This is a genomic window from Empedobacter stercoris, assembly GCF_025244765.1.
Lineage (GTDB): Bacteria > Bacteroidota > Bacteroidia > Flavobacteriales > Weeksellaceae > Empedobacter > Empedobacter stercoris.
Genome location: NZ_CP104209.1, coordinates 962,261 through 982,679, shown reverse-complemented (window position 1 = coordinate 982,679; position 20,419 = coordinate 962,261). Strand labels below are relative to the sequence as shown.

19 protein-coding genes are annotated in these 20,419 nt (G+C 31.0%); 11 read left to right on the top strand and 8 right to left on the bottom strand.

All coding sequences use genetic code 11. From position 1 onward, the window contains the following. Position 1: 1 nt before the first annotated feature. From NZD85_RS04620 to NZD85_RS04610, 3 genes are all read left to right on the top strand, one after another. Positions 2–259, top strand: coding sequence for a chaperone modulator CbpM (locus tag NZD85_RS04620; RefSeq protein ID WP_171621988.1), 258 nt, complete (start codon positions 2–4; stop codon positions 257–259). Between the two features lie 67 nt (positions 260–326). Further along, positions 327–1,241 (top strand): 23S rRNA (adenine(1618)-N(6))-methyltransferase RlmF, encoded by a 915-nt coding sequence (rlmF, locus tag NZD85_RS04615; protein ID WP_260543772.1) that lies wholly within the window; start codon positions 327–329, stop codon positions 1,239–1,241. Positions 1,242–1,329: 88 nt separating this feature from the next. Continuing rightward, positions 1,330–1,818, top strand: a complete 489-nt coding sequence (locus tag NZD85_RS04610) for a c-type cytochrome (RefSeq protein ID WP_260543770.1) — start codon at positions 1,330–1,332, stop codon at positions 1,816–1,818. A gap of 64 nt (positions 1,819–1,882) precedes the next feature. On the opposite strand, the gene NZD85_RS04605 is transcribed toward NZD85_RS04610, so the two are convergent. Then, positions 1,883–2,962, bottom strand: coding sequence for a TerC family protein (locus NZD85_RS04605; RefSeq protein WP_171623054.1), 1,080 nt, complete (start codon positions 2,960–2,962; stop codon positions 1,883–1,885). 114 nt (positions 2,963–3,076) lie between these two features. On the opposite strand from NZD85_RS04605, the gene NZD85_RS04600 reads away from it, so the two are divergent. From NZD85_RS04600 to bshA, 3 genes are read left to right on the top strand one after another with little or no spacing between them, the layout of a single operon-like run. Further along, complete coding sequence (locus NZD85_RS04600; RefSeq protein WP_260543768.1) at positions 3,077–4,831, top strand: glycoside hydrolase family 3 protein; 1,755 nt, start codon at positions 3,077–3,079, stop codon at positions 4,829–4,831. 44 nt (positions 4,832–4,875) lie between these two features. Further along, positions 4,876–5,958 (top strand): serine hydrolase domain-containing protein, encoded by a 1,083-nt coding sequence (locus NZD85_RS04595; protein ID WP_260543766.1) that lies wholly within the window; start codon positions 4,876–4,878, stop codon positions 5,956–5,958. Between the two features lie 23 nt (positions 5,959–5,981). After that, positions 5,982–7,118: an N-acetyl-alpha-D-glucosaminyl L-malate synthase BshA gene (gene bshA / locus NZD85_RS04590; RefSeq protein ID WP_260543756.1), complete on the top strand. Its 1,137-nt coding sequence runs from the start codon at positions 5,982–5,984 to the stop codon at positions 7,116–7,118. A gap of 12 nt (positions 7,119–7,130) precedes the next feature. Here bshA and NZD85_RS04585 read toward each other — a convergent pair whose 3' ends face one another. Beyond that, positions 7,131–8,570, bottom strand: a complete 1,440-nt coding sequence (locus tag NZD85_RS04585) for a DUF6794 domain-containing protein (protein WP_260543742.1) — start codon at positions 8,568–8,570, stop codon at positions 7,131–7,133. A gap of 250 nt (positions 8,571–8,820) precedes the next feature. Here NZD85_RS04585 and lon point away from each other — a divergent pair, with 250 nt between their 5' ends. Next, complete coding sequence (lon, locus tag NZD85_RS04580; RefSeq protein ID WP_260543739.1) at positions 8,821–11,259, top strand: endopeptidase La; 2,439 nt, start codon at positions 8,821–8,823, stop codon at positions 11,257–11,259. Between the two features lie 69 nt (positions 11,260–11,328). On the opposite strand, the gene NZD85_RS04575 is transcribed toward lon, so the two are convergent. The 3 genes from NZD85_RS04575 to rlmD are packed head-to-tail and all read right to left on the bottom strand — an operon-like array spanning position 11,329 to position 14,006. After that, positions 11,329–12,015: a DUF6048 family protein gene (locus tag NZD85_RS04575; RefSeq protein WP_260543726.1), complete on the bottom strand. Its 687-nt coding sequence runs from the start codon at positions 12,013–12,015 to the stop codon at positions 11,329–11,331. After that, positions 11,969–12,571: a DUF6452 family protein gene (locus NZD85_RS04570; protein WP_260543724.1), complete on the bottom strand. Its 603-nt coding sequence runs from the start codon at positions 12,569–12,571 to the stop codon at positions 11,969–11,971. Before NZD85_RS04570 ends, NZD85_RS04575 begins: the two co-directional genes overlap by 47 nt. Before the next feature lie 16 nt (positions 12,572–12,587). Next, complete coding sequence (gene rlmD / locus NZD85_RS04565) at positions 12,588–14,006, bottom strand: 23S rRNA (uracil(1939)-C(5))-methyltransferase RlmD (protein WP_225539288.1); 1,419 nt, start codon at positions 14,004–14,006, stop codon at positions 12,588–12,590. A 186-nt stretch (positions 14,007–14,192) separates the two neighbouring features. Between rlmD and NZD85_RS04560 the strand changes: the two genes are divergently transcribed. The 3 genes from NZD85_RS04560 (at position 14,193) to NZD85_RS04550 (ending at position 17,984) form a co-directional block, all read left to right on the top strand. After that, positions 14,193–15,866: a tetratricopeptide repeat-containing sensor histidine kinase gene (locus NZD85_RS04560; protein WP_260543721.1), complete on the top strand. Its 1,674-nt coding sequence runs from the start codon at positions 14,193–14,195 to the stop codon at positions 15,864–15,866. A gap of 20 nt (positions 15,867–15,886) precedes the next feature. Beyond that, the gene (locus NZD85_RS04555; protein ID WP_260543718.1) at positions 15,887–16,552 is read left to right on the top strand and encodes a response regulator; all 666 of its coding nucleotides are present in this window, start codon (positions 15,887–15,889) and stop codon (positions 16,550–16,552) included. A gap of 65 nt (positions 16,553–16,617) precedes the next feature. Further along, positions 16,618–17,984, top strand: a protein-coding gene (locus tag NZD85_RS04550; protein WP_260543715.1) for an IS3 family transposase whose coding sequence is annotated in 2 segments (ribosomal slippage) — positions 16,618–17,077 and positions 17,077–17,984 — 1,368 coding nt in all. Because the reading frame shifts where the segments join, the coding sequence is not laid out codon by codon here. 50 nt (positions 17,985–18,034) lie between these two features. Here NZD85_RS04550 and NZD85_RS04545 read toward each other — a convergent pair. From NZD85_RS04545 to NZD85_RS04535, 3 genes are all read right to left on the bottom strand, one after another. Further along, positions 18,035–18,691: an SCO family protein gene (locus NZD85_RS04545; protein ID WP_260543713.1), complete on the bottom strand. Its 657-nt coding sequence runs from the start codon at positions 18,689–18,691 to the stop codon at positions 18,035–18,037. Beyond that, complete coding sequence (locus NZD85_RS04540) at positions 18,684–18,980, bottom strand: YHS domain-containing protein (protein ID WP_260543710.1); 297 nt, start codon at positions 18,978–18,980, stop codon at positions 18,684–18,686. The genes NZD85_RS04545 and NZD85_RS04540 overlap by 8 nt, the downstream gene beginning before the upstream one ends. A 67-nt stretch (positions 18,981–19,047) precedes the next feature. Continuing rightward, positions 19,048–19,359: a hypothetical protein gene (locus NZD85_RS04535; protein WP_260543709.1), complete on the bottom strand. Its 312-nt coding sequence runs from the start codon at positions 19,357–19,359 to the stop codon at positions 19,048–19,050. 247 nt (positions 19,360–19,606) lie between these two features. Between NZD85_RS04535 and ppk2 the strand changes: the two genes are divergently transcribed. Then, on the top strand, positions 19,607–20,413 hold the full coding sequence (gene ppk2, locus NZD85_RS04530; RefSeq protein ID WP_394368362.1) for a polyphosphate kinase 2: 807 nt from the start codon (positions 19,607–19,609) through the stop codon (positions 20,411–20,413). Positions 20,414–20,419: the final 6 nt, after the last annotated feature.

Below are 20,419 nucleotides of genomic sequence, written 5' to 3'. Positions count from 1 at the left end.
CATGAAAAACATCACAATATCAGTTGTTCAATATTGTCAATATCATCAGATTGAACCTCAATTTTTAATTGATTTATACAAGAATGATTTAGTCGTTTTACACGAACGTAACCAAGAATATTTTATCGAAGAAAATGATTTGAAATTAATCGAACGATTTATTCAATTTCATTATGATTTAGGCGTTAATTTAGAAGGTTTAGAAGTGATTCATCATTTGTTGAAACAAATAGAAACATTACAAAAACAATTAAAATAATCGAAATCAAAAACAACCTTTGCAGATAAATGCAAAGGTTGTCTTATTTTTGCATAAATATTTTTGTATGGATACTCCCGAAAAAAAGAGTAAATTAAAAAAATTACATTCGCGCAATCGTCATTTAGCGCCCTATAATTTTGAGAAACTATGTGCTATTCATCCAGCACTTTCTAAATATATCAAACCAAATAAAGAGAACGAACCAACGATTAATTTTTCGGACAGAGAAGCAGTAAAAGCGTTAAACAAAGCTTTGTTAAAAACGTATTACGATATTGATTATTGGGAATTACCAAAAGATAACTTATGTCCACCTATCCCAGGTCGTGCAGATTATATTCATTATATCGCAGATATTTTGGGCGAAGGTTTTGATGGAGTAATTCCACGCGGAAAAGACGTAAGAGTTTTAGATATTGGAGTTGGTGCGAATTGTATTTATCCGATTATTGGAAATCACGAATATGATTGGAATTTTGTAGGAGCAGAATTGGATTATGCATCTTTCAAAAATGCGGAAGAAATCGTGAAGAAAAATACACGATTACGCAATAAAGTAGAGATAAGAATGCAATTTAATCCAAATAATATTTTTAAGAATATTATAAAACAAGGTGAAAAATTCGACATTACGATTTGTAATCCGCCATTTTTTAGATCAAATCAAGAAGTGATGGAACAAACCATGCGTAAATTGAAAAATTTAGGTCAAAAATCGGATCAAAAACCTATTCAAAACTTTGGTGGAAATAATTCAGAACTTTGGTGTAGAGGTGGAGAGCGTTTATTTATCACTAAAATGATTAAAGAAAGTACAGATTTCAAACATCAAGTAAAATGGTTTACAACTTTAGTTTCTAAGAAAGAGAATGTTCGAATTTTAGAAGGAATTTTGAAACGTGAAAAAGTAAGAGATTACAGAATTGTAAATATGCAACAAGGAAATAAAGTTTCTCGTTTGTTGGTTTGGAGATTTTAAACCATTTATTTAAAATTATTCCAAATTTTTTAAATAAATAGTTTAGGATTAATAATTTTTTACCTTGGGAAAATAAAATTAATCAAAAATGAAATCGAATAAAATTGTAGCTTCTTTGGGAACAGCAGCTTTGATGTTTAGTATTTTTTCTTTTACAACTTCTCGTCAAATTGATACAGGAAAAGCAATTGCAACTTCTGAATGGAAAAATTTAAAAGTTTTACCACAAAATATTTCTGAAGATAGTTTGAAAGGTTTGATGCGTGGATATAATGATGCCTTAGGCGTAAAATGTAATTTTTGCCATGCGGCGAATCCTGAAACAGGAAAGTTAGATTTTTCGAGCGATGCAAAAAAAGAGAAAGAATTTGCTCGTCATATGATTGTAATGACACGCGAAATAAACGCTAAAAATTTCAACTGGGAAAATGCAAATAATCCTGAAATGATTAATGTTGTAACATGTATCATGTGTCACAGAGGAAACGAAAGTCCTACAAAATCATTGAAAGAAACAGCTGAAGTAAAAAGTGTAACGGAAGTTACGAAGCCTCTAAAAGATGCTGTAAAGAAATAAGCATAACTAAAACAATAAAAAAATCTCCATTTTCAGAATGGAGATTTTTTGTTTTATAATTTATTTAATTACTTTTTTCTGTTCGATTCGAAAGCAAAGACCATATAATTGTTGTTAATAAAACTCCACCAATTATTGATAATGAAACAGTCGATTCGAAATGATAGAAAGGCATAATGATCATTTTAATTCCAATGAAAGTTAAAATTACAGCCAAACCATAGTGTAATTTATTGAATTTATCCATCGAGTTTGCTAACAAGAAATACAACGAACGCAATCCTAAAATAGCAAAAATATTAGATGAATAAAGAATAAAAGGATCGTCTGGAGCAACAGCAAAAATCGCAGGAATACTATCTACAGCAAATACTAAATCTGTTACTTCAATCACCATCAATGCAACGAAAAGAGGCGTCGCCATTTTGATTCCGTTTTGTACACTGAAGAATTTATCTCCATCAAAATTAGGTGTTACTTTAAAAAATTTGTGCACCAATTTTACTCCAAGGTTTTGTGATAAATCTTGATTTTCATCTTCATCACTTGATTTCCAAGATTTGATTCCCGCTACAATTAGGAAGAATCCGAAAAGAGTTAAAACTACATTTGGACGGAAAAATTCTTTTGCAGCAAAATTAGCGTGCGTTGCTTCATCACCTAAATTAAAGTGCCAATCTCCAATAGAAAAAGAAGGTAAATAAGTCATTTTGATTAATTCAACTCCAGCAAAAATAAAGATTGCACGGAATAATAATGCACCTAAAATTCCCCAAAAGAGAACTTTATGTTGATATTCCTTTGGAATTTTAAAGAACCCGAAAACTAAAATAAAAACAAATAGATTGTCGACGGATAACGCTTTTTCAATCCAATAAGCCGCCTGAAATTGGGAGAATTTGTTGAGAGCAAACGCGTGCCCATCAGCTTCCTTGAAAACAAAATAAATTACTCCACTAAAAATCATTGCTAAGGAAATCCAAACAATCGTCCAGATAAGTGCTTCTTTATTCGAAACAACATGTGCGTTTTTGTTAAAAACACCTAAATCTAAAAGTAGCATAATAATTACAGCTACTCCAAAAACAGTTACTAGTCCAGGATGATTTAACATACTATCCTGTACAACACTGAAAATACTCATATAATTTTATTTAATTTCACAATTTACTATAAATTTACCAATCCTAATCGGTAAGCCTTTAAAAAAAAAGTTTTTATCAAAGGGAAAAAACATACAAAATTAATTTATTCTAGCATGAAAAAAGTTATAACATACGTATTCTTAACAATTATTTTACCTATCGCGACAAAAGCGCAACAAATTTCTCCATTATTTAAGGATTCCATTCAAATGAAATGGGTTGATGAAAAATACAGTACCATGACATTAGAAGAGAAAGTTGGACAATTATTTATTGTAGCTGCGTATACAAATAGAGATGCTGCGCATGAGATTGAGATTCAAAAATTAATCGAAGAAGAACATATCGGAGGTTTGATTTTTATGCAAGATCAAGCTGTTCATCAAATCGAGTTAACCAATAAATTTCAATCCATTTCAAAAACGCCTTTGTTAATAGGAATGGATGCAGAATGGGGATTAGCAATGCGTTTGAAAAGTGTAGAACGTTTTCCTTGGAATATGACACTTGGAGCATTACGAGATAATAATTTGGTGTATCAAGTAGGGAAACAAATCGGTTTGCAAGCGAATAGAATGGGTGTACAATTTAATTTTTCACCTTCGGTTGATGTCAATGTCAATTCGAATAATCCAGTGATTGGAAATCGTTCGTTTGGCTCTAATCCCGATCGTGTAGCAGAAAAAGGAATTGCTTATATGAACGGAATGCGTACACAAAATGTTTTATCGTCTGCAAAACATTTTCCAGGACATGGAAATACCGACCAAGATTCGCACAAAGTTTTACCATTGATACCGGATAATAAAACTGATTTAGAAAAATACCATATTGCACCTTTCAAGAAAATGATTGAAGCTGGTGTACAATCAATCATGATAGCACATCTTAATGTTCCAGCTTTGGAGCCAGATGCTACTATTCCTTCAACCTTATCCAAACGAATTATTACAGATTATTTGAAAGGTGAATTACAGTTTAAAGGAATTGTGATTACAGACGCGTTGAATATGGATGGTGTAGCAAAAAGATTTCCTGCAGGCGATGTAGATTATAGAGCTTTTGTGGCTGGAAATGATATTTTACTGTTTTCTCAAAATGTACATATCGGGAAACAAAAAATTATCGATGCAATTAACAATGGAGAAATTTCTGAAGCACGTTTAGAAGAAAGTGTGAAGAAAATTTTAATGGCCAAATACATCACAGGTTTAAACGAGATAAAACCATTAAATCCAGCAAATGTTTTAGAAGATTTAAACTCGCCTGAAAATTTAGCTTTAACAACAAAAATTTTCGAGAAAGCTTCAACTGTGGTTAAAAATCAACACAAGGTTTTACCAATCAAAAAAATAAATCAAAAAATAGCGTTTGTCCCATTGGAACAAACTGATTATGATCAATTTTTGACACATTTACAAAAATATACAAATGTTGAGTTAGTAAAAATTTCAAATCCAAATCAAATCAATTTACTAAATGATTATGATGTTGTTATTGCTGGGGCATTTTTGTCAAATGAAACAGTTTACAAACCTTATAAATTGTCTGCAAATTCGAAAGCTATATTGAATGCATTGCCAAAAGACAAAAAGAAAATCTTTTCATTGTTTACAAGTCCTTATGGATTGAAAGATCTTGATTTATCAAATTTAGATGCCGTTACGGTTCATTATCAAAATACGAAAGATGCGCAAGCAGCAGCAGCACAAATTATTTTTGGAGCAATTGATGCTGACGGAACTTTTCCTGTAGATATCAATCAAAATTTGAAGGAAGGTCAAGGAATTGTAACAAAACATATCAATCGTTTAGGGTTTACAGCGCCTGAAAATGTAAGTTTAGGAAAAAAAAACTCTCAGAAATAGATAGACTTGCCGAAGAAGCAATAGCAAATCGTTACACGCCTGGAATGCAAATTTTAGTTGCGAAAGATGGAAAAGTCGTGTACGACAAAAGCTTTGGAACACAAGATAAAAATTCTTCAAAAAAAGTGAAGTGGACAGATTTGTATGATGTTGCTTCTGTAACAAAGGTGACGGCAACGTTGCCTTTGTTGATGTTGGGGGTCGGCGAAGGTAAATTAAACCTTGATCAAACAGTTGGTGAAATTGATACCGATGCTAAGAATACGAACAAATCTTCTTTAAAAGTTCGTGAAGTTTTGGCACATCAAGCTGGTCTTAAACCTTGGATTGGCTTTTACAACGAAACGGTTAATGTGAAAAATGCGCGTCTTTATTTGGATTTCTATTCACGTAAACAAGATGAGGAGCATCAAATAAAAGTAACGGATAATATTTATATCATCAATTCGATAAAAGATACGATTTATGAAGATATTTATAAATCACAACTTGGTCGTAAGTCTTATGAATACTCAGATTTAGGCTATTATATTTTTAAGAAGAAATTAGAAAAAGATTTTGGAAAAGATCTAAATCAATTAACGCAAGAAAAATTTTACCAAAATCTTGGAATGTACCGTACCACTTTTAATCCGAAAGAAAAATTTAGTTTAGAAGATATCATTCCAACTGAATACGATAAAACCTACAGAAATCAATTGGTGCATGGTTTTGTACACGATCAAGGTGCAGCGATGATTGGCGGAATTGCTGGTCATGCGGGGTTATTTTCTAACTCGATTGATTTGGCAAAGTTGATGCAACTCTATTTGAATGGTGGCGAATATGGTGATGAGGTTTATTTGAAACCAGAAGTGGTTGCAGAATTTACCAAACAACAATTCAAAGGAAATCATCGAGGTGCAGGCTTTGACAAAATGCAAACGGTTTCTACAAAAGGTCCATCAGCCGAAAGTTTTGGTCATACAGGTTTTACAGGAACTATGGTCTGGGCGGATCCTAAATACAATATTGTTTATATTTTTCTATCAAATAGAGTGAATCAAACTATTGAACCAAATTATTTATCGATAAAAAAAGTGAGAGAAAATATCCGACAAGTAATATATGACGCAATTTTGCCTTAAATTTGTCTAAATAAAAATCGCGAATGAAAATAGGAATTGTATGCTATCCAACCTACGGAGGTAGTGGAATTGTAGCAACAGAACTCGGAATGGATTTAGCGGAGAAAGGGCATGAAGTACATTTTTTTAGTACAAATGTACCTGCAAGATTAAACATTAAATTACCAAATATATACTTTCATCGTATTCATGTTGAGACTTATCCATTGTTTCAATATCAACCCTATGATTTGGCGTTGAGTACAATTTTATATGATAAAGTGTTACATTACGAATTAGATTTGGTGCATGTACATTACGCCATTCCGCATGCGTATGCCGCATATTTTACAAAACAAATGTTGGCAAGAAAAGGGTATCATTTACCAATCGTGACAACTTTGCATGGAACAGACATTACATTAGTTGGGAAACATCCTGTGTATAAAACGGCTGTTGAATTTTCAATTAATGAATCGGATGTAGTTACATCGGTTTCCGAAAGTTTAAAACAAGAAACTTTATGTGCATTTGATATTACAAATGAGATAGAAGTTGTACCAAATTTTATCGATAACGATCAATATTTACCAGAAAAATGCGTCTGTTGTCGTGATAATTTTGCGCTACCAAAGGAGAAAGTTATTTTACATACCTCTAACTTACGAAAAGTAAAACGTATACAAGATGTGATCAGTACATTTAATTTGATTCAAAAACAAATCCCATCCAAATTAATCATTGCTGGAGAAGGACCAGAATGGGAAATGGCAGATCAAATGATTCAAGATTTAGGGATTCAAGATAAAGTAAAAAGTCTTGGAATGGTAAGTGATTTGAACGATGTATTGAAAGCGGCAGATTTATTCCTTTTACCTTCTGAACAAGAAAGTTTTGGTTTGGCAGCGTTAGAAGCAATGGCAGCAAGTGTACCTGTAATATCATCAAATGCAGGAGGAATTCCAGAAGTTAATATAGACGGTGTAACTGGTTTTGTTTGTCCAGTCGGCGATGTAGAAATGATGGCTCAAAAAGCAATCTATATTTTAGAGGACGAAAAGCGTTTGGCAGAATTTAGTCATCAGGCAAAAGAACAAGCTATACGATTTGATAAAACGAATATTCTTCCACAATATGAAGAATTATATCGCAAAGTAATCGCAAAATCTAAAATCGGGTAAATCCCGATTTTTTTATTTCACTGGATTTTCTTCCTCCCATTTATTCCATGACGTTTTATCACCTTTTAACCATAAGATATATTGTTTTATTATTAAGCCAGAAATTACATCGTTTCCAAACATTTGTTTTCCAGTATTTCTATCATTAAAATATTTCGATAATCTAGAACCACCATTAATTCCCCACTTGTTTCTTATCCACATACCCAAACCACCCATGTGAGAATTAAACATAAAAGTATCTGTTGATTCTTTCAGTTCTTTTTTAGCTTCGAAATCTAATATTTTATCTAATTCTGTTAATGATTCATATAAATTTTTTGGAATGTATATATTATCAATTTTTTCTAAAGTAAGTCTTTTTTCACTTTCAATTCTTCTTTTTTCTTTATCTTTTATTGTTTCTAATTCAGCAATTTTATCATCATAATTTCTGTAGCCACCAAAGAAATTTGTGATATATATTTTGTCAACTTCTTTTGGAATAAAATCAGTTTCAAAAGTTGAATTTAAAAGATAGTTTTCAATTTGTTGTTTATTAAAGATAGAATCTGTTTTTAAATTTTGGATTTCAAATTTTCCATTTCGGTTTAGATATCCGCTTAAATCTATTCTATGTAGTTTGTATTTATTATAAGTTGAATCCTCAAGCGGAATAAATTTTAAGTTAGATAGTTTACTAATACTTTCTGATATTTTTTCATTAGTAAGAGAGTTTTTGACATCTATTATATATTTATATGGGTATTCATAACTTGTAATTTTGCTTTTAATAGTTTCAATATTTTTTATAGTAGTGTAAATAGAGTCAAAATCAATGTTAGATTTGATTATTTCTCCTTTGTCTAAATCAAAAAGTGTAACTTGTTTTCTGTTATCTATAAGGTAAATAGTATCATTTTTATTGAAGATGAAATTTTTAGTTAAAAAAACATCTTTCTCTGATAAAGATCTATTGTACTCTTTGTAGGTAGAGGTATAGTTTTCGAACAAATTTCTATTTTCGGTTTCATAAAATAGTCTGCATTTCTCTTTGTTTTTATCACAATTGGTAAACTCTTCAGAGGAATAAGTTTTAGCTATTTTTCCATCAATATAATAAGTCACATTTCTTTCCTCTATATTTTGGCTGTTTATATAATTTGTAAAATAGATTATTTTTCTCCCATCATTACTTATTGCAAGAAAGAAAGGAAAATTTTCATCTAAATCAAATGATCTATTTAGTTTATAATATACCTTATTTTGTCTCAAACTATCACGTTCTCGATTAAAAAATATAATTGATTCACCTTTTAAATTAGGTATAAAATCATCATATGAAATAGATTTTAACTTATATATTCCATTAGAAGAGTAGGTTTCTGAAATTGGTGAAAAGCCAGACCATTGAGAAAAAATGGTAGTATAACCTAAAATAAATAGTATGAAGAATATGTAATATTTTATCATTGATTTTAATTGTGTAATTGATTTTAAAACTATGAATAAAATTTATCTTTTGTGAAAATAACTATTTATTCTCATTCAAAACCTTTATTGAAAAACTGACAATATATTTTATTGGCATAACGTTTGACTTATTTATACTCACTTTTCTAAACGCTTTAATCAAGAACTATTATGTGGTTTTTCGGATTATAAGAAAAGTCAACGTCAGTTAAAAATAGTTTTACTGACACTTTGAACGTACAAAAAAATTATGAACATAGACAATTTGTCATTAGCACAAGTAATGGAAGAAGAAATAGAATTAATTCCTTTGATGAGTAAAGACGAAGAAAGTAAGCTAAATAAGCAAGATATTTCTTCGGTATTGCCTATTTTATCGTTAAGAAACACTGTCTTATTTCCTGGTGTTGTTGCGCCAATTACAGCAGGTAGAGATAAATCTATACAGCTTTTAACACAAGCTTACAAAGAAGATCGCATTATTGGAGTGCTTTCGCAGAAAGAAATTGCTGTGGAAGATCCTACACAAGACGATTTATATACAGTAGGAACTGTAGCGAAAATTATGCGAATGATAAAATTACCAGATGGAAACATCACGGTGATATTACAAGGAATGAAACGCTTTAGAGTGAAAGAGTTTGTTACAGACGATCCTTATTTTAAAGCTGAAGTAGAGACTTTGAATGAAAAAGTTCCGACTTCTCGAAACAAAGAATACCCAATAATTATTGAGTCAATTCGTGATTTAGCTTTTCAGATTGTAGAAGAAAATCCAATGTTACCTTCTGAAGCTGCAGGTGCGATAAAAAGTATTGAAAGTAATACATTTTTAATCAATTTTGTGGCGTCTAACTTAACATTGAGTTTAGATGAAAAACAATTGTTGTTAGAAATTTCTGATATGAAACTTCGCGCAATGGAAGTGATGCGTTTTATGAATGTTGAACTTCAGAAATTGGAGTTGAAAAATACCATTCAAAATAAAGTTCGAAAAGAATTAGATCAACAACAAAAAGAATATTTCTTAAATCAACAAATCAAGTCGATTCAAGAAGAATTAGGAGGAAACACGACGGAAGAAGAAATCAATGACATGCGCAAACGAGCTCTAAAAAAGAGTTGGAGCGAAGATGTAGCAAACCATTTTGATAAAGAAATTAATCGTCTTTCTCGCCTTAATCCACAAATGCCAGAACATAATATTCAGCGTAATTACCTTGAATTTATGTTGGATTTACCATGGAATACGTTGACAAAAGATAACTTTGATATTAAACATGCGAAGAAAATCTTAGATCACGATCATTATGGGTTAGAAGATGTAAAAGAGCGTATTTTAGAACATCTTGCCGTATTGAAATTGAAAGGAGATATGCGTTCGCCAATTCTTTGTTTATATGGACCTCCAGGTGTTGGTAAAACTTCGTTAGGACGTTCTATTTCTGATGCGATTGGTCGTAAATATGTACGAATGTCGTTGGGTGGTTTGCATGATGAATCGGAGATTCGCGGACATCGCAAAACATATATCGGAGCTATGCCAGGACGTATTTTGCAATCGATCAAAAAATCTGAATCATCTAATCCTGTTTTTGTATTAGATGAGATTGATAAAATGACGGCAAGTGCACATGGAGATCCTTCGTCAGCAATGTTAGAGGTTTTAGATCCAGAACAAAACTCGAATTTTTATGATAATTTCTTAGAAATTGGTTACGATTTATCTAAAGTGTTTTTCATCGCGACAGCAAATAATGTTGGAGATATTCCAAGTCCTTTACGTGATCGTATGGAGATGATTAATATCGCAGGTTACACCATCGAAGAGAAAACAGAAATTGTAAAACGTCACCTTTTACCAAAACAATTGTTAGATCATGGTTTGAAAGAGAAAGATGTTGTTTTAGGAAAAAAAGAAATCGAATATTTAATCACCGGTTATACACGCGAATCTGGAGTTCGTAAATTGAATCAGAAAGTTGCTAAATTGGTTCGTTCAGCTGCAAAACACATTGCGTTGGAAGAAGAATTTGATGCTAAATATTCAATCGAAGATATTTCTAAAATTTTAGGACCTTCTATCATGCCAGATCAATATGAAAATAATGAAGTTCCTGGAGTTGTCGTAGGTTTAGCTTGGACAAGTGTTGGTGGAGATATTTTATTTATCGAATCAATTTTATCGAAAGCGAAAAATGGTGGACTTTCTATTACAGGTAATTTAGGAACTGTGATGAAGGAATCTGCAACAATTGCATTAGAATATATCAAATCGCATGCAGATGAATTAGGTATTAAACCAGAAGTTTTCGAAAATTATAAAGTGCATATTCACGTTCCAGAAGGAGCAACGCCAAAAGATGGACCATCTGCCGGAATTACGATGTTGACTTCTTTAGTTTCATCTTTTACACAACGAAAAGTGAAAGCGAAATTAGCAATGACAGGTGAGATTACACTTCGTGGAAAGGTGTTACCAGTTGGTGGAATTAAAGAAAAAATTTTAGCGGCAAAACGTGCAAATATCAAAGAAATTATTTTGTGCGAAGACAACCGAAAAGATATTGAAGAAATTAAAGCGGAATACGTAAAAGGAATGACTTTCCATTTCGTCAAAGAAATGAAAGAAGTTTTGGATATTGCTTTAACGAATCAAAAAGTAAAAGGAGCAAAGGTTTTTGATTAATCTGAAATCTTCTCAAAACTAAAAAAGGAACTCAATTAGAGTTCCTTTTTTTCGTATATAAATAGTAATTTACCTTATCTTATAAGCAATTCCCCAAAAAACTGGCATATTAAACGGTCCGCTATATTTCCCGTAACCAGGAATAACCAAAGGATCAATTCCTTGATCTTTTTTTCCTCCTATATACGCTGCAGGGTGCAAAGATAATTCACCATAAAAGTTCTTAAAAATCTCTACACGTCCACCAACAACAGCTTCTATCCAATAACTACTTACATTTGCTTTAGGCAAACTTCCGGTATCAATAATTTCATTTGATTGCAGATCACGAATCGCATAGCTGTTAATTGTTTGCGAATAATGTGAATAAGCAATACGTCCACCAATGTAAATTCCGTTCGATTGATTGTCGACATCTTGTGTCACAAACCAATTTGCACCAACTTTCGCAAAAATTCCATCAACATCTACATCCCAATTGATTTCGTTGAAATTATTTTTCTCAAAACCAGCTTCTATAACTGCGTGCCATTTATTGTTAATTTGGTATGAAGCAAAAGCGCTAACACCTTTTTTATCGCTAAAAGCTGCTACAATAGGATTAAAAACATCTACACCAATAAAAATATCATGGTTCTTTTTCTTTGGAATAGAATCCGTGACTGTTACTTTTTTTGAGTCAGTTTTATTTATTTGCGCAAAAGCAAAATTAGTTGCGCTCGTCAGCAAAAAGCTTAATAATAGTTGTCGAACCATCTTTTATTTCAGTATTTACAGTTTCTATTCCTTTAATCCAATTTCCAGCGCTACTTTCACTTTTGGTTACCAATTTTACATTAACTCCTTGAAAAGTTAATCCAAAACCGCATGCTTTAGACGTATAAGCATTTCCAATTGTATCGTAAGTTAAAACCAAACGATCTCGTTTTGCTTTAATTGTTTCAATAACTTGCCCCGTAATAGGATCTTTAACTTCTCTATCTTTTCCTTGCGCAACAGTATAATAAATTTCTTTTTGCTTATTCTGACGAATTGGCGTAGCAAAACTCGATTTCATATTGACAGAACCTTGATCAATTAATAGAGTGTCTTTGCTTGTTCCTGTAGGAATAGAATCTTTTAAAACATAGGCCCAATAGAAAATTGTATCTTCTAATTTTGTTGTTTTATCAATGTTGTAATACATGTCTACAACCATACGTGGCACTTCGCCTTCATCTGTACAAATATCATCATCTTCGCAACTATAGATAACAAAACTTGTTAAAATAGAGAGGATTGAAATGGTTAAAATAGATTGAAACTTTTTCATTTTAAAGAATTGAATTTTAAATTCGTTCTAAAAGTACAATATTTTCTACATGATGTGTTTGTGGAAACATATCAACTGGCTGAACTTTAACAATTTTATATTGATCTTTCATCAATTCTAAATCTCTTGCTTGTGTTGCAGAGTTACAAGAAACATAAACAATACGTTTTGGATTCATGAATAAAATATTTTCAACCACTTTTTTATGCATTCCATCACGAGGAGGATCAGTAATCAAAACATCTGGAATTCCATGTTCGTTGATGAAATCTTGATTTAAGACATCTTTCATATCACCACAATAGAAATCACAATTTTCAATACCATTGAATTTAGCTGCTGCTTTCGCCGCATCAATTGCTTCTTGAACTGATTCTACACCCACTACTTTTTTTGCATTTTTCGAAACGAATTGTGCAATTGTTCCTGTTCCTGTATATAAATCGTACACTAATTCGTTTCCTGTTAAACCAGCAAAATCACGTGTTAATTTGTATAATTCGTATGCTTGTTCTGGATTTGTTTGATAAAAAGATTTCGGACCAATTTTGAAATTTAAATCTTCCATCTTTTCCATAATATGATCCTCACCAGCAAAAACTTCGATGTCTAAATCATAAACAGAATCGTTTTGCTTTGGATTAATCGCATACAATAAAGAGGTAATTTCTGGAAATTTATCTTTTAAGTTTTGTAAGAAAGCTTCACGATTTTCTTTTTCTTCGCGGAAAAATTGAACTAAAACCATGACTTGCCCATTTTGAGAAGTTCTGATCATCAGCGTTCTCAATAAACCTTCTTGATTTTTTAGATCGAAGAAATCTAAGTTATGTTCTAATGCAAAACGTTTTGCTTCGACACGAATCGCATTCGAAGGATCACGTTGTAAATGACATTTCGTAACATCTAAAACTTTAGACCAAGCTCCTGGAATATGGAATCCAAGCACATCTCGGTCGTCAAATTCTTTTCCTGATTGAATTTCTTCTAACGTTAACCAACGAGCATTAGAAAACGTAAACTCTAATTTATTGCGGTAAAAATAGTGTTCTTTAGATCCTAAAATCGGAACAATTTCTGCTTCTAAATCTTTGAAACCTCCAATACGAACTAAATTGTTAACCACTTCGTCGTGTTTAAATTTAAGTTGGGCATCATAGCTCATATCTTGCCATTTACATCCACCACAAACACCGAAATGCTCGCATTCTGGTTGAATACGATAAGGAGATTTTGTATGAATTTCGATTGCTTGTCCTTCTAAATAGCTGCTTTTTTTCTTCAAAACGTGTACATCTACAACATCTCCAGGAATTGCACCTTTTATCAGAACAGTTTTACCTTCCTCTGTTTTACCAACCGATACACCTTTTGCACCAGCACGTAAAACTTCTATATTATTTAATATGATTTTTTGCTTTGCTTTTCTTGACATTTTGCAAAGGTAAGGAAGTCCTCGAAATATTCAATTTTTTATCTTTTATGTAATGAAAAATTAAGGTTTTATGATTAATCTACAGCCCAGCTCATGTTAATATATCCAATGATTCAAAAATAAACATAATACGGATAGAGAAATCTATCCGTTTTTTCTTTAGCTTTATTGAGTAATTGAAATGGTTTGAGAAAAGGTTTATTTTTTATTTTTTTACTACTTATTTTTTCATGTCAATCTTCTGATAATAAATTTGATGAACAAAATGAAGTTTCGCAGAATAAAGCGTATGATAAGGCTCGGGAGTTTTACGAAAAAGAAGAGAATGATAGCGCGTATGTTTATTTCAATAAGGCTTATTCAGAATTTATAAAACAGAACAATAAACATCAGGCTTCAAAATGTTTGATTAATTTGGGGTATATAAGTTATAAAAAGGGAGATTGGTTTGGAAGTCAGGAATTAAATATAGAAGCTATCAAATTATTAAATCCTCAAATCAAAGAGGAGGCTGAAACTTTATCGAGTGCTTATAATAGTTTAGGGCAAAGTACACATGAATTAAAAAACTATAAAGAAGCGATAAATTATTTCCAAAATTCAATAGATTTCACAAAAGATGAGAACGTTTTTATTGTCAATCAAAATAATATTGCCAATAGTTATCGTTACAATAATCAATTTGATGAAGCTATAAAGATTTATAAAGATTTGTTGGATGAGAAACAGATTCATGATAGCCCAAAAGAATATGCACGTGTTTTAGATAATTTAGCGTACACAAAATGGTTGCAAAATAAAAACCGGGTTGTAGAAAATGAGCTAAACAAAGCATTAGATATTCGAATAAAAGAAAATGATTTGTGGGGACAAAATGCTAGTTATGCACATTTGACAGATTATTTCTCCAATAAAGATGTTAAAAAAGCATTGGATTTTGCTTATAAGAGAAAAACAATTGTATTTGAGAATAAGAGCGTAGAGGATCAATTAGAAGTTTATCAGCAATTGATTTTACTTGAGAATCCAACGAATTCTAAAAAATATTTTGAAGCCTATCAAAAACTCAATGATAGCATTCAATTAGAACGGAATAAAGCGAAGAATCAATTTGCATTGATTCGTTTTGATTCAGAAAAAAATAAAGCAAATTTTTTAGAAGCTGAAGCCGAAAACGAAAAGAAAAAGAATAAAATTTTAAGCTTATATATTGTTGTTATTTTGTTGTTGTTGCTTTTGTGTTTCGCATATTTTTGGCACAAAAGAAGAAAACAAAAATTAGAACAAGAAAAAGTTTTAGAGGTAAAGAAAACAGAGTTAAAATATTCAAAAAAAGTACATGACAAGGTGGCAAACGGAATTTACCATGTGATGTCTGATATAGAAAATAAATCGGAATTTAATCGAGATGAAATTTTAGATAAATTAGAAGAAGTTTATGAAATATCACGGGATATTTCGTATGATAAAAAGGATGAAGCGCAACATGAAAATTTTGCAGCTAAATTATCACAATTAATAGGTTCTTTTGATTCGGATAAGGCTAAAATATATTTGATCGGAAACGAAAATGAGCTTTGGTCAATTATTTCTCACCAAGCTAAAGCAGAGATTTTTTTGGTCATACAAGAGTTATTGACGAATATGAAAAAACATAGTCAAGCTTCGCGAGTTGTCTTGAATTTCAAACAAGAAAATCAACAATTTTATATGAATTATTCGGATAACGGAATTGGAATTTCGGAGTTAAATCCTAAAAATGGTTTACAAAATACGGTTTCACGTATTTCTAGTTTAAAAGGAGATGTTATTTTTGACACAGAAAATGGTTTGAAAATCATTATCAAGTTTCCTATTTAACAACCTAATTTTTAAAAAATATGTTTAAAAAAGTATTGATTGCAGAAGATTTTGAAAGTTTTAATATTTCGATTCAAAAAGTTTTGAAGGATTTGAATGTAGATAATCCGGATTATGCTTTTTATTGTGATGATGCTTTTCTGAAAATTAAGAAAGCTTTGCATAATGAGCAACCTTATGATTTATTGATTTCTGATTTATCATTTGAAGAAGATCATCGCGAACAAACTTTGAAAGGAGGAAAGGATTTGATTGAAGCTGTAAAAGCTATTCAACCTCATTTAAAAATTATTGTTTTTTCGGTAGAGAAAAAAGCTGATATGGTTGATAATCTTTTTAAAGAGTATGATATTGATGGATTTGTTGCAAAAGGAAGGGAAGATTCGAAAGAGTTAAAGAAAGCCATTCAAGCTGTTTTTGAGGGTGAAAAACATTTAGAGTTAGGTATGAAAAGAAGCATCAAACAAAAAAACACATTTGAAATTACCTCGTATGATGTTACGTTGGTTTCCTTGCTATCAAAAGGCGTTTTGTTAAAAGATATACCTAATTTTTTAGTAGATAGAAATATCAAACCTTCAAGTAAAAGTAGTGTAGAAAAAAGATTGGGATCGCTAAAAGAATCTCTGCAATTGACAAGTAATCATCAGTTGGTTGCTTTTTTCAAAGATTTGGGAAGTATATAAGATAAATAAAGCGTCAACATTGTACACTGCCCCCAAAAAGTTAGACACTTTTGGGGGCATTTTTTATGACAAGAAAAGTAAAATATAGTGTAGCATTTAAGTTACGTTGTGTGAAAGAAGTTTTAGAAAAACATCGAACAATACGTTCAATTAGTAAAAAAGAAAATATACATGCTTCTTTATTAAAGAAATGGGTTTCTGATTATCATAATCAAGGAATTTCAGGTATAGAACCTAAAAAAAACCAAACGTATAGCGTTGAATTTAAGTTGAAAGTTATTAAGTCTATAACCAAACAGTTTCTTAGTTTACGAGAAGCCAGAGTTAAATTTAATATTCCAAGTGAATCGGTTATTATAAAATGGCAAAAAGATTTTGCTACCTTTGGAATAGACGGATTAAAACCCAAACCAAAAGGCCGTCCCAAGACTATGAGCACATCTAAGGGTAGACCTAAAAAATCGAAACAACCGTTAACAAGAGAAGAAGAACTATTGTTAGAGATTGAACGTTTACGTTGTGAAGTTGCACTCTTAAAAAAGTTCAATGCCTTAATTCAAGCCGAGGAAGAAAAACAAAAGAAACTTGGACGCAAGCCATAAATGAATTAAGGCCAGAATTTCATCTAAATTTACTTTTAGATTGTACACATATGGCTAGAAGCAGCTTTTACTATCATATTTCACGTAGTAAAACAGATAAATACGAGGAATTAAAACTTAAGATAAAATCCATTTATCATCAGCATAAAGGGCGATATGGCTATCGACGAATTACCGATGAATTAAGAAAATCAGGAACTATCATCAATCATAAAACTGTTCTTAAACTGATGAATAGCTTAGGATTAAAGAGTTTGATTCGAAGAAAAAAATACAAATCTTACAAAGGAGAACAAGGAAAGATTGCACCAAACATCTTGCAAAGAGCATTTAAGGCTGATAAACCCAACCAAAAATGGGTAACAGATGTTACCGAGTTTAAAGTAAAAGATAAAAAACTATATTTATCACCAATAATGGATCTGTACAATCAAGAAATTATCAGCTATGAGTTAAGCGAACGACCTGTTTTTAATCAAGTAACTCAAATGCTTAAAAAGGCATTTAAAATAACGAAAGACACTAAAGATTTGATATTACATTCCGATCAAGGATGGCAATATCAGATGAAACAATATCAAGCTTTATTAAATAAAAAAGGAATCGTACAAAGTATGAGTAGAAAAGGAAATTGTTTGGATAATGCTATTATCGAAAATTTCTTTGGAATACTGAAATCGGAACTATTTTATTTACAAAAATTTAATTCTATTGATGAGTTGAAAAAAGAAATAAAACAATACATTTACTATTACAATAACGAGAGGATAAAATCGAACTTAAATAAAATGAGCCCGATACAATATCGAACTCATTTTTATAATTATTAATTTTTAATCTGTCCAAACTTTTGGGTGCAGTCTATTGTTGACGCTTTTTATTATTCTGCTAAAAGTTTTTTGATATCTTCTTTTAAATACTCAATTTCAGGATGATGTTCACCTGAAAGGGAAGTCTCTTTACCTTCAGGATCTTTGTAATTTAATCCCGAATAAAACAACATAGGAACGCCTGATTTATTGTATCGACTTCTTATATTTCCTTGTTTATCAACTAAAGCGAGCTTTCCGCTGTGATTTAATCCTTCTGCAGTTGTCTCATCTTTTCCAACATAAATATTAAATTTATCTGAAAGTTGTTCAATCACTTCACGATTTGCTGTCAAATAATGCCAATTCGGTGATTTTACTCCTATTTGTTTTGAATATTCTAACAAACGAGCAGGCGTATCTCGTTTCGGATCAATTGTAACGGAAATAAAGCCAAGATTTGGATTGTTAATTTCATCTTCTATCGAACGTAAATTATGACTCATCACAGGGCAAATCGTAGGACAGCTTGTAAAGAAAAACTCCACAACGTATACTTTTCCTAACATATCCCGATCAGTAATTGTTTGATTATGTTGATTAGTCATCGAAAATGTAGGAACTTTCATCACATTATATAACTTATCTTTTGGTTTATTTTTTAACCAAAAAATAGATCCAATAACGCCTAAAATAATAAGTACAACAGCGATTAATTGTTTATTCATGAATATGTTTTTCAAGATTTTTTAGAAACTCATCTTTACACATTGTCGAACAAAAACCGTAGGTTTTTCCTTCATAATTAGCAGTATCACTTAAATGATCAGCAGTTTTCATCCCGCAAATAGGATCAAATTCATTTACAACAGCAACATCTAATTTCTTTGCTGCTTTCATTTCTTCGTGTGAAACATGTTTTACTTCAAAATCATCTTGTTTTGGTTGTTCTTTGCTACAAGCTGTAAATGTTATTGCTAAAATTGTAAGTGTAAATATATTTTTTAAATTACTCATTTTTAATTGTTTAGTTAATTTTAATTAATTGTTGTCTAAATTTATAGTTCAAATAGATTTTAAAAAATTAAATAATTGGCGGATGAAAAACTAAACGAATAATATAATCAGAATTAATGTCTTGGTAAAAATCAATATGTGATTTATGTTCTTGATAAAAATATGTTTTGGATGATAATAATTGTTGTTGAGGTATAAGCGCATCAAGAACTTTGATCGAATTTTTGACAAAATGATTTTCCGGTAGATTCTTTTCACTTTTAGAAACTTCATCCTTCAGATAGCAAAATCCATTACAAAGTAATTCTGGTTCTTCGCGATTTTCACATAGTTCAGTTGCAATTTTATCATAATTTAAAACATAATCTATCACAGGCATTAAAGGACGAAATGCAATAGAAAATATTAATGATATGAAAAATAGGATACGCAAAAAACTAATTTTATACAAATTTAACCAAATTGGCTGAGGTTGAACATGATAAATTTTATGATTTGAATGGAAAGATTTATCATATTCTTCACTTTTATATTGCTCAAAATTTCTATCTTAAAAAAGATTTTTACAATCTATATTATTTATGAAAAAAAGTAAGATTTCTGATTTTACAACAACCGAAGAGTTAATGCATTTTTTGGTCGAAAATCAAGAAGAAAATACATTATATAAAAATGTTTTGAAGAAATTTGAATATGAAACTGAATTGCTAAAATTACAATCCGAATTAGTCAATTTTCAAAATTGGATTTCAACAGAAAACAAAAAAGTAGCCATTATTTTCGAAGGTAGAGATGCTTCAGGTAAAGGAGGAACAATACGTCGTTTTAGAGAACATCTTAACCCACGATCTATGCGTGTTGTTGCATTAAACAAACCAACAGAAGTAGAGCAAAGTCAATGGTATTTTACGCGTTACATTAAAGAATTGCCAAATGCAGGAGAAATTGTTTTTTTTGATAGAAGTTGGTACAATAGAGCGGTTGTAGAGCCTGTGATGGGGTTTTGTACAGAAAAACAATATGAACAATTTATGGTTCAAGTTTCAGAATTTGAACATATGCTATACGAATCGGGTACACACATTATCAAATTGTGGTTTTCGATTACAAAAGAGGAACAGCAAGCACGCTTTGATTCTCGTTTAAATAATCCACTTAAAAAGTGGAAATATAGCCCTGTTGATGCGAAAGGGCAAGAATTATGGAACGATTTTTCGACTTACATCAATCAAATGTTTTCTCGAACACATAATTCGTTTTCACCATGGATTATTGTAAATGCAAATAATAAAAATTTGGCTCGATTAGAAACGATTCGTTATGTTCTATCTTTGTTTAATTACAAGGGGAAAGATGAGTCGAAAGCTGATTTGATGGTCGATCCAAATGTGATTGAACGTTATTATCGAATGGTAAAAGAAATGAATCATTAATTTTAT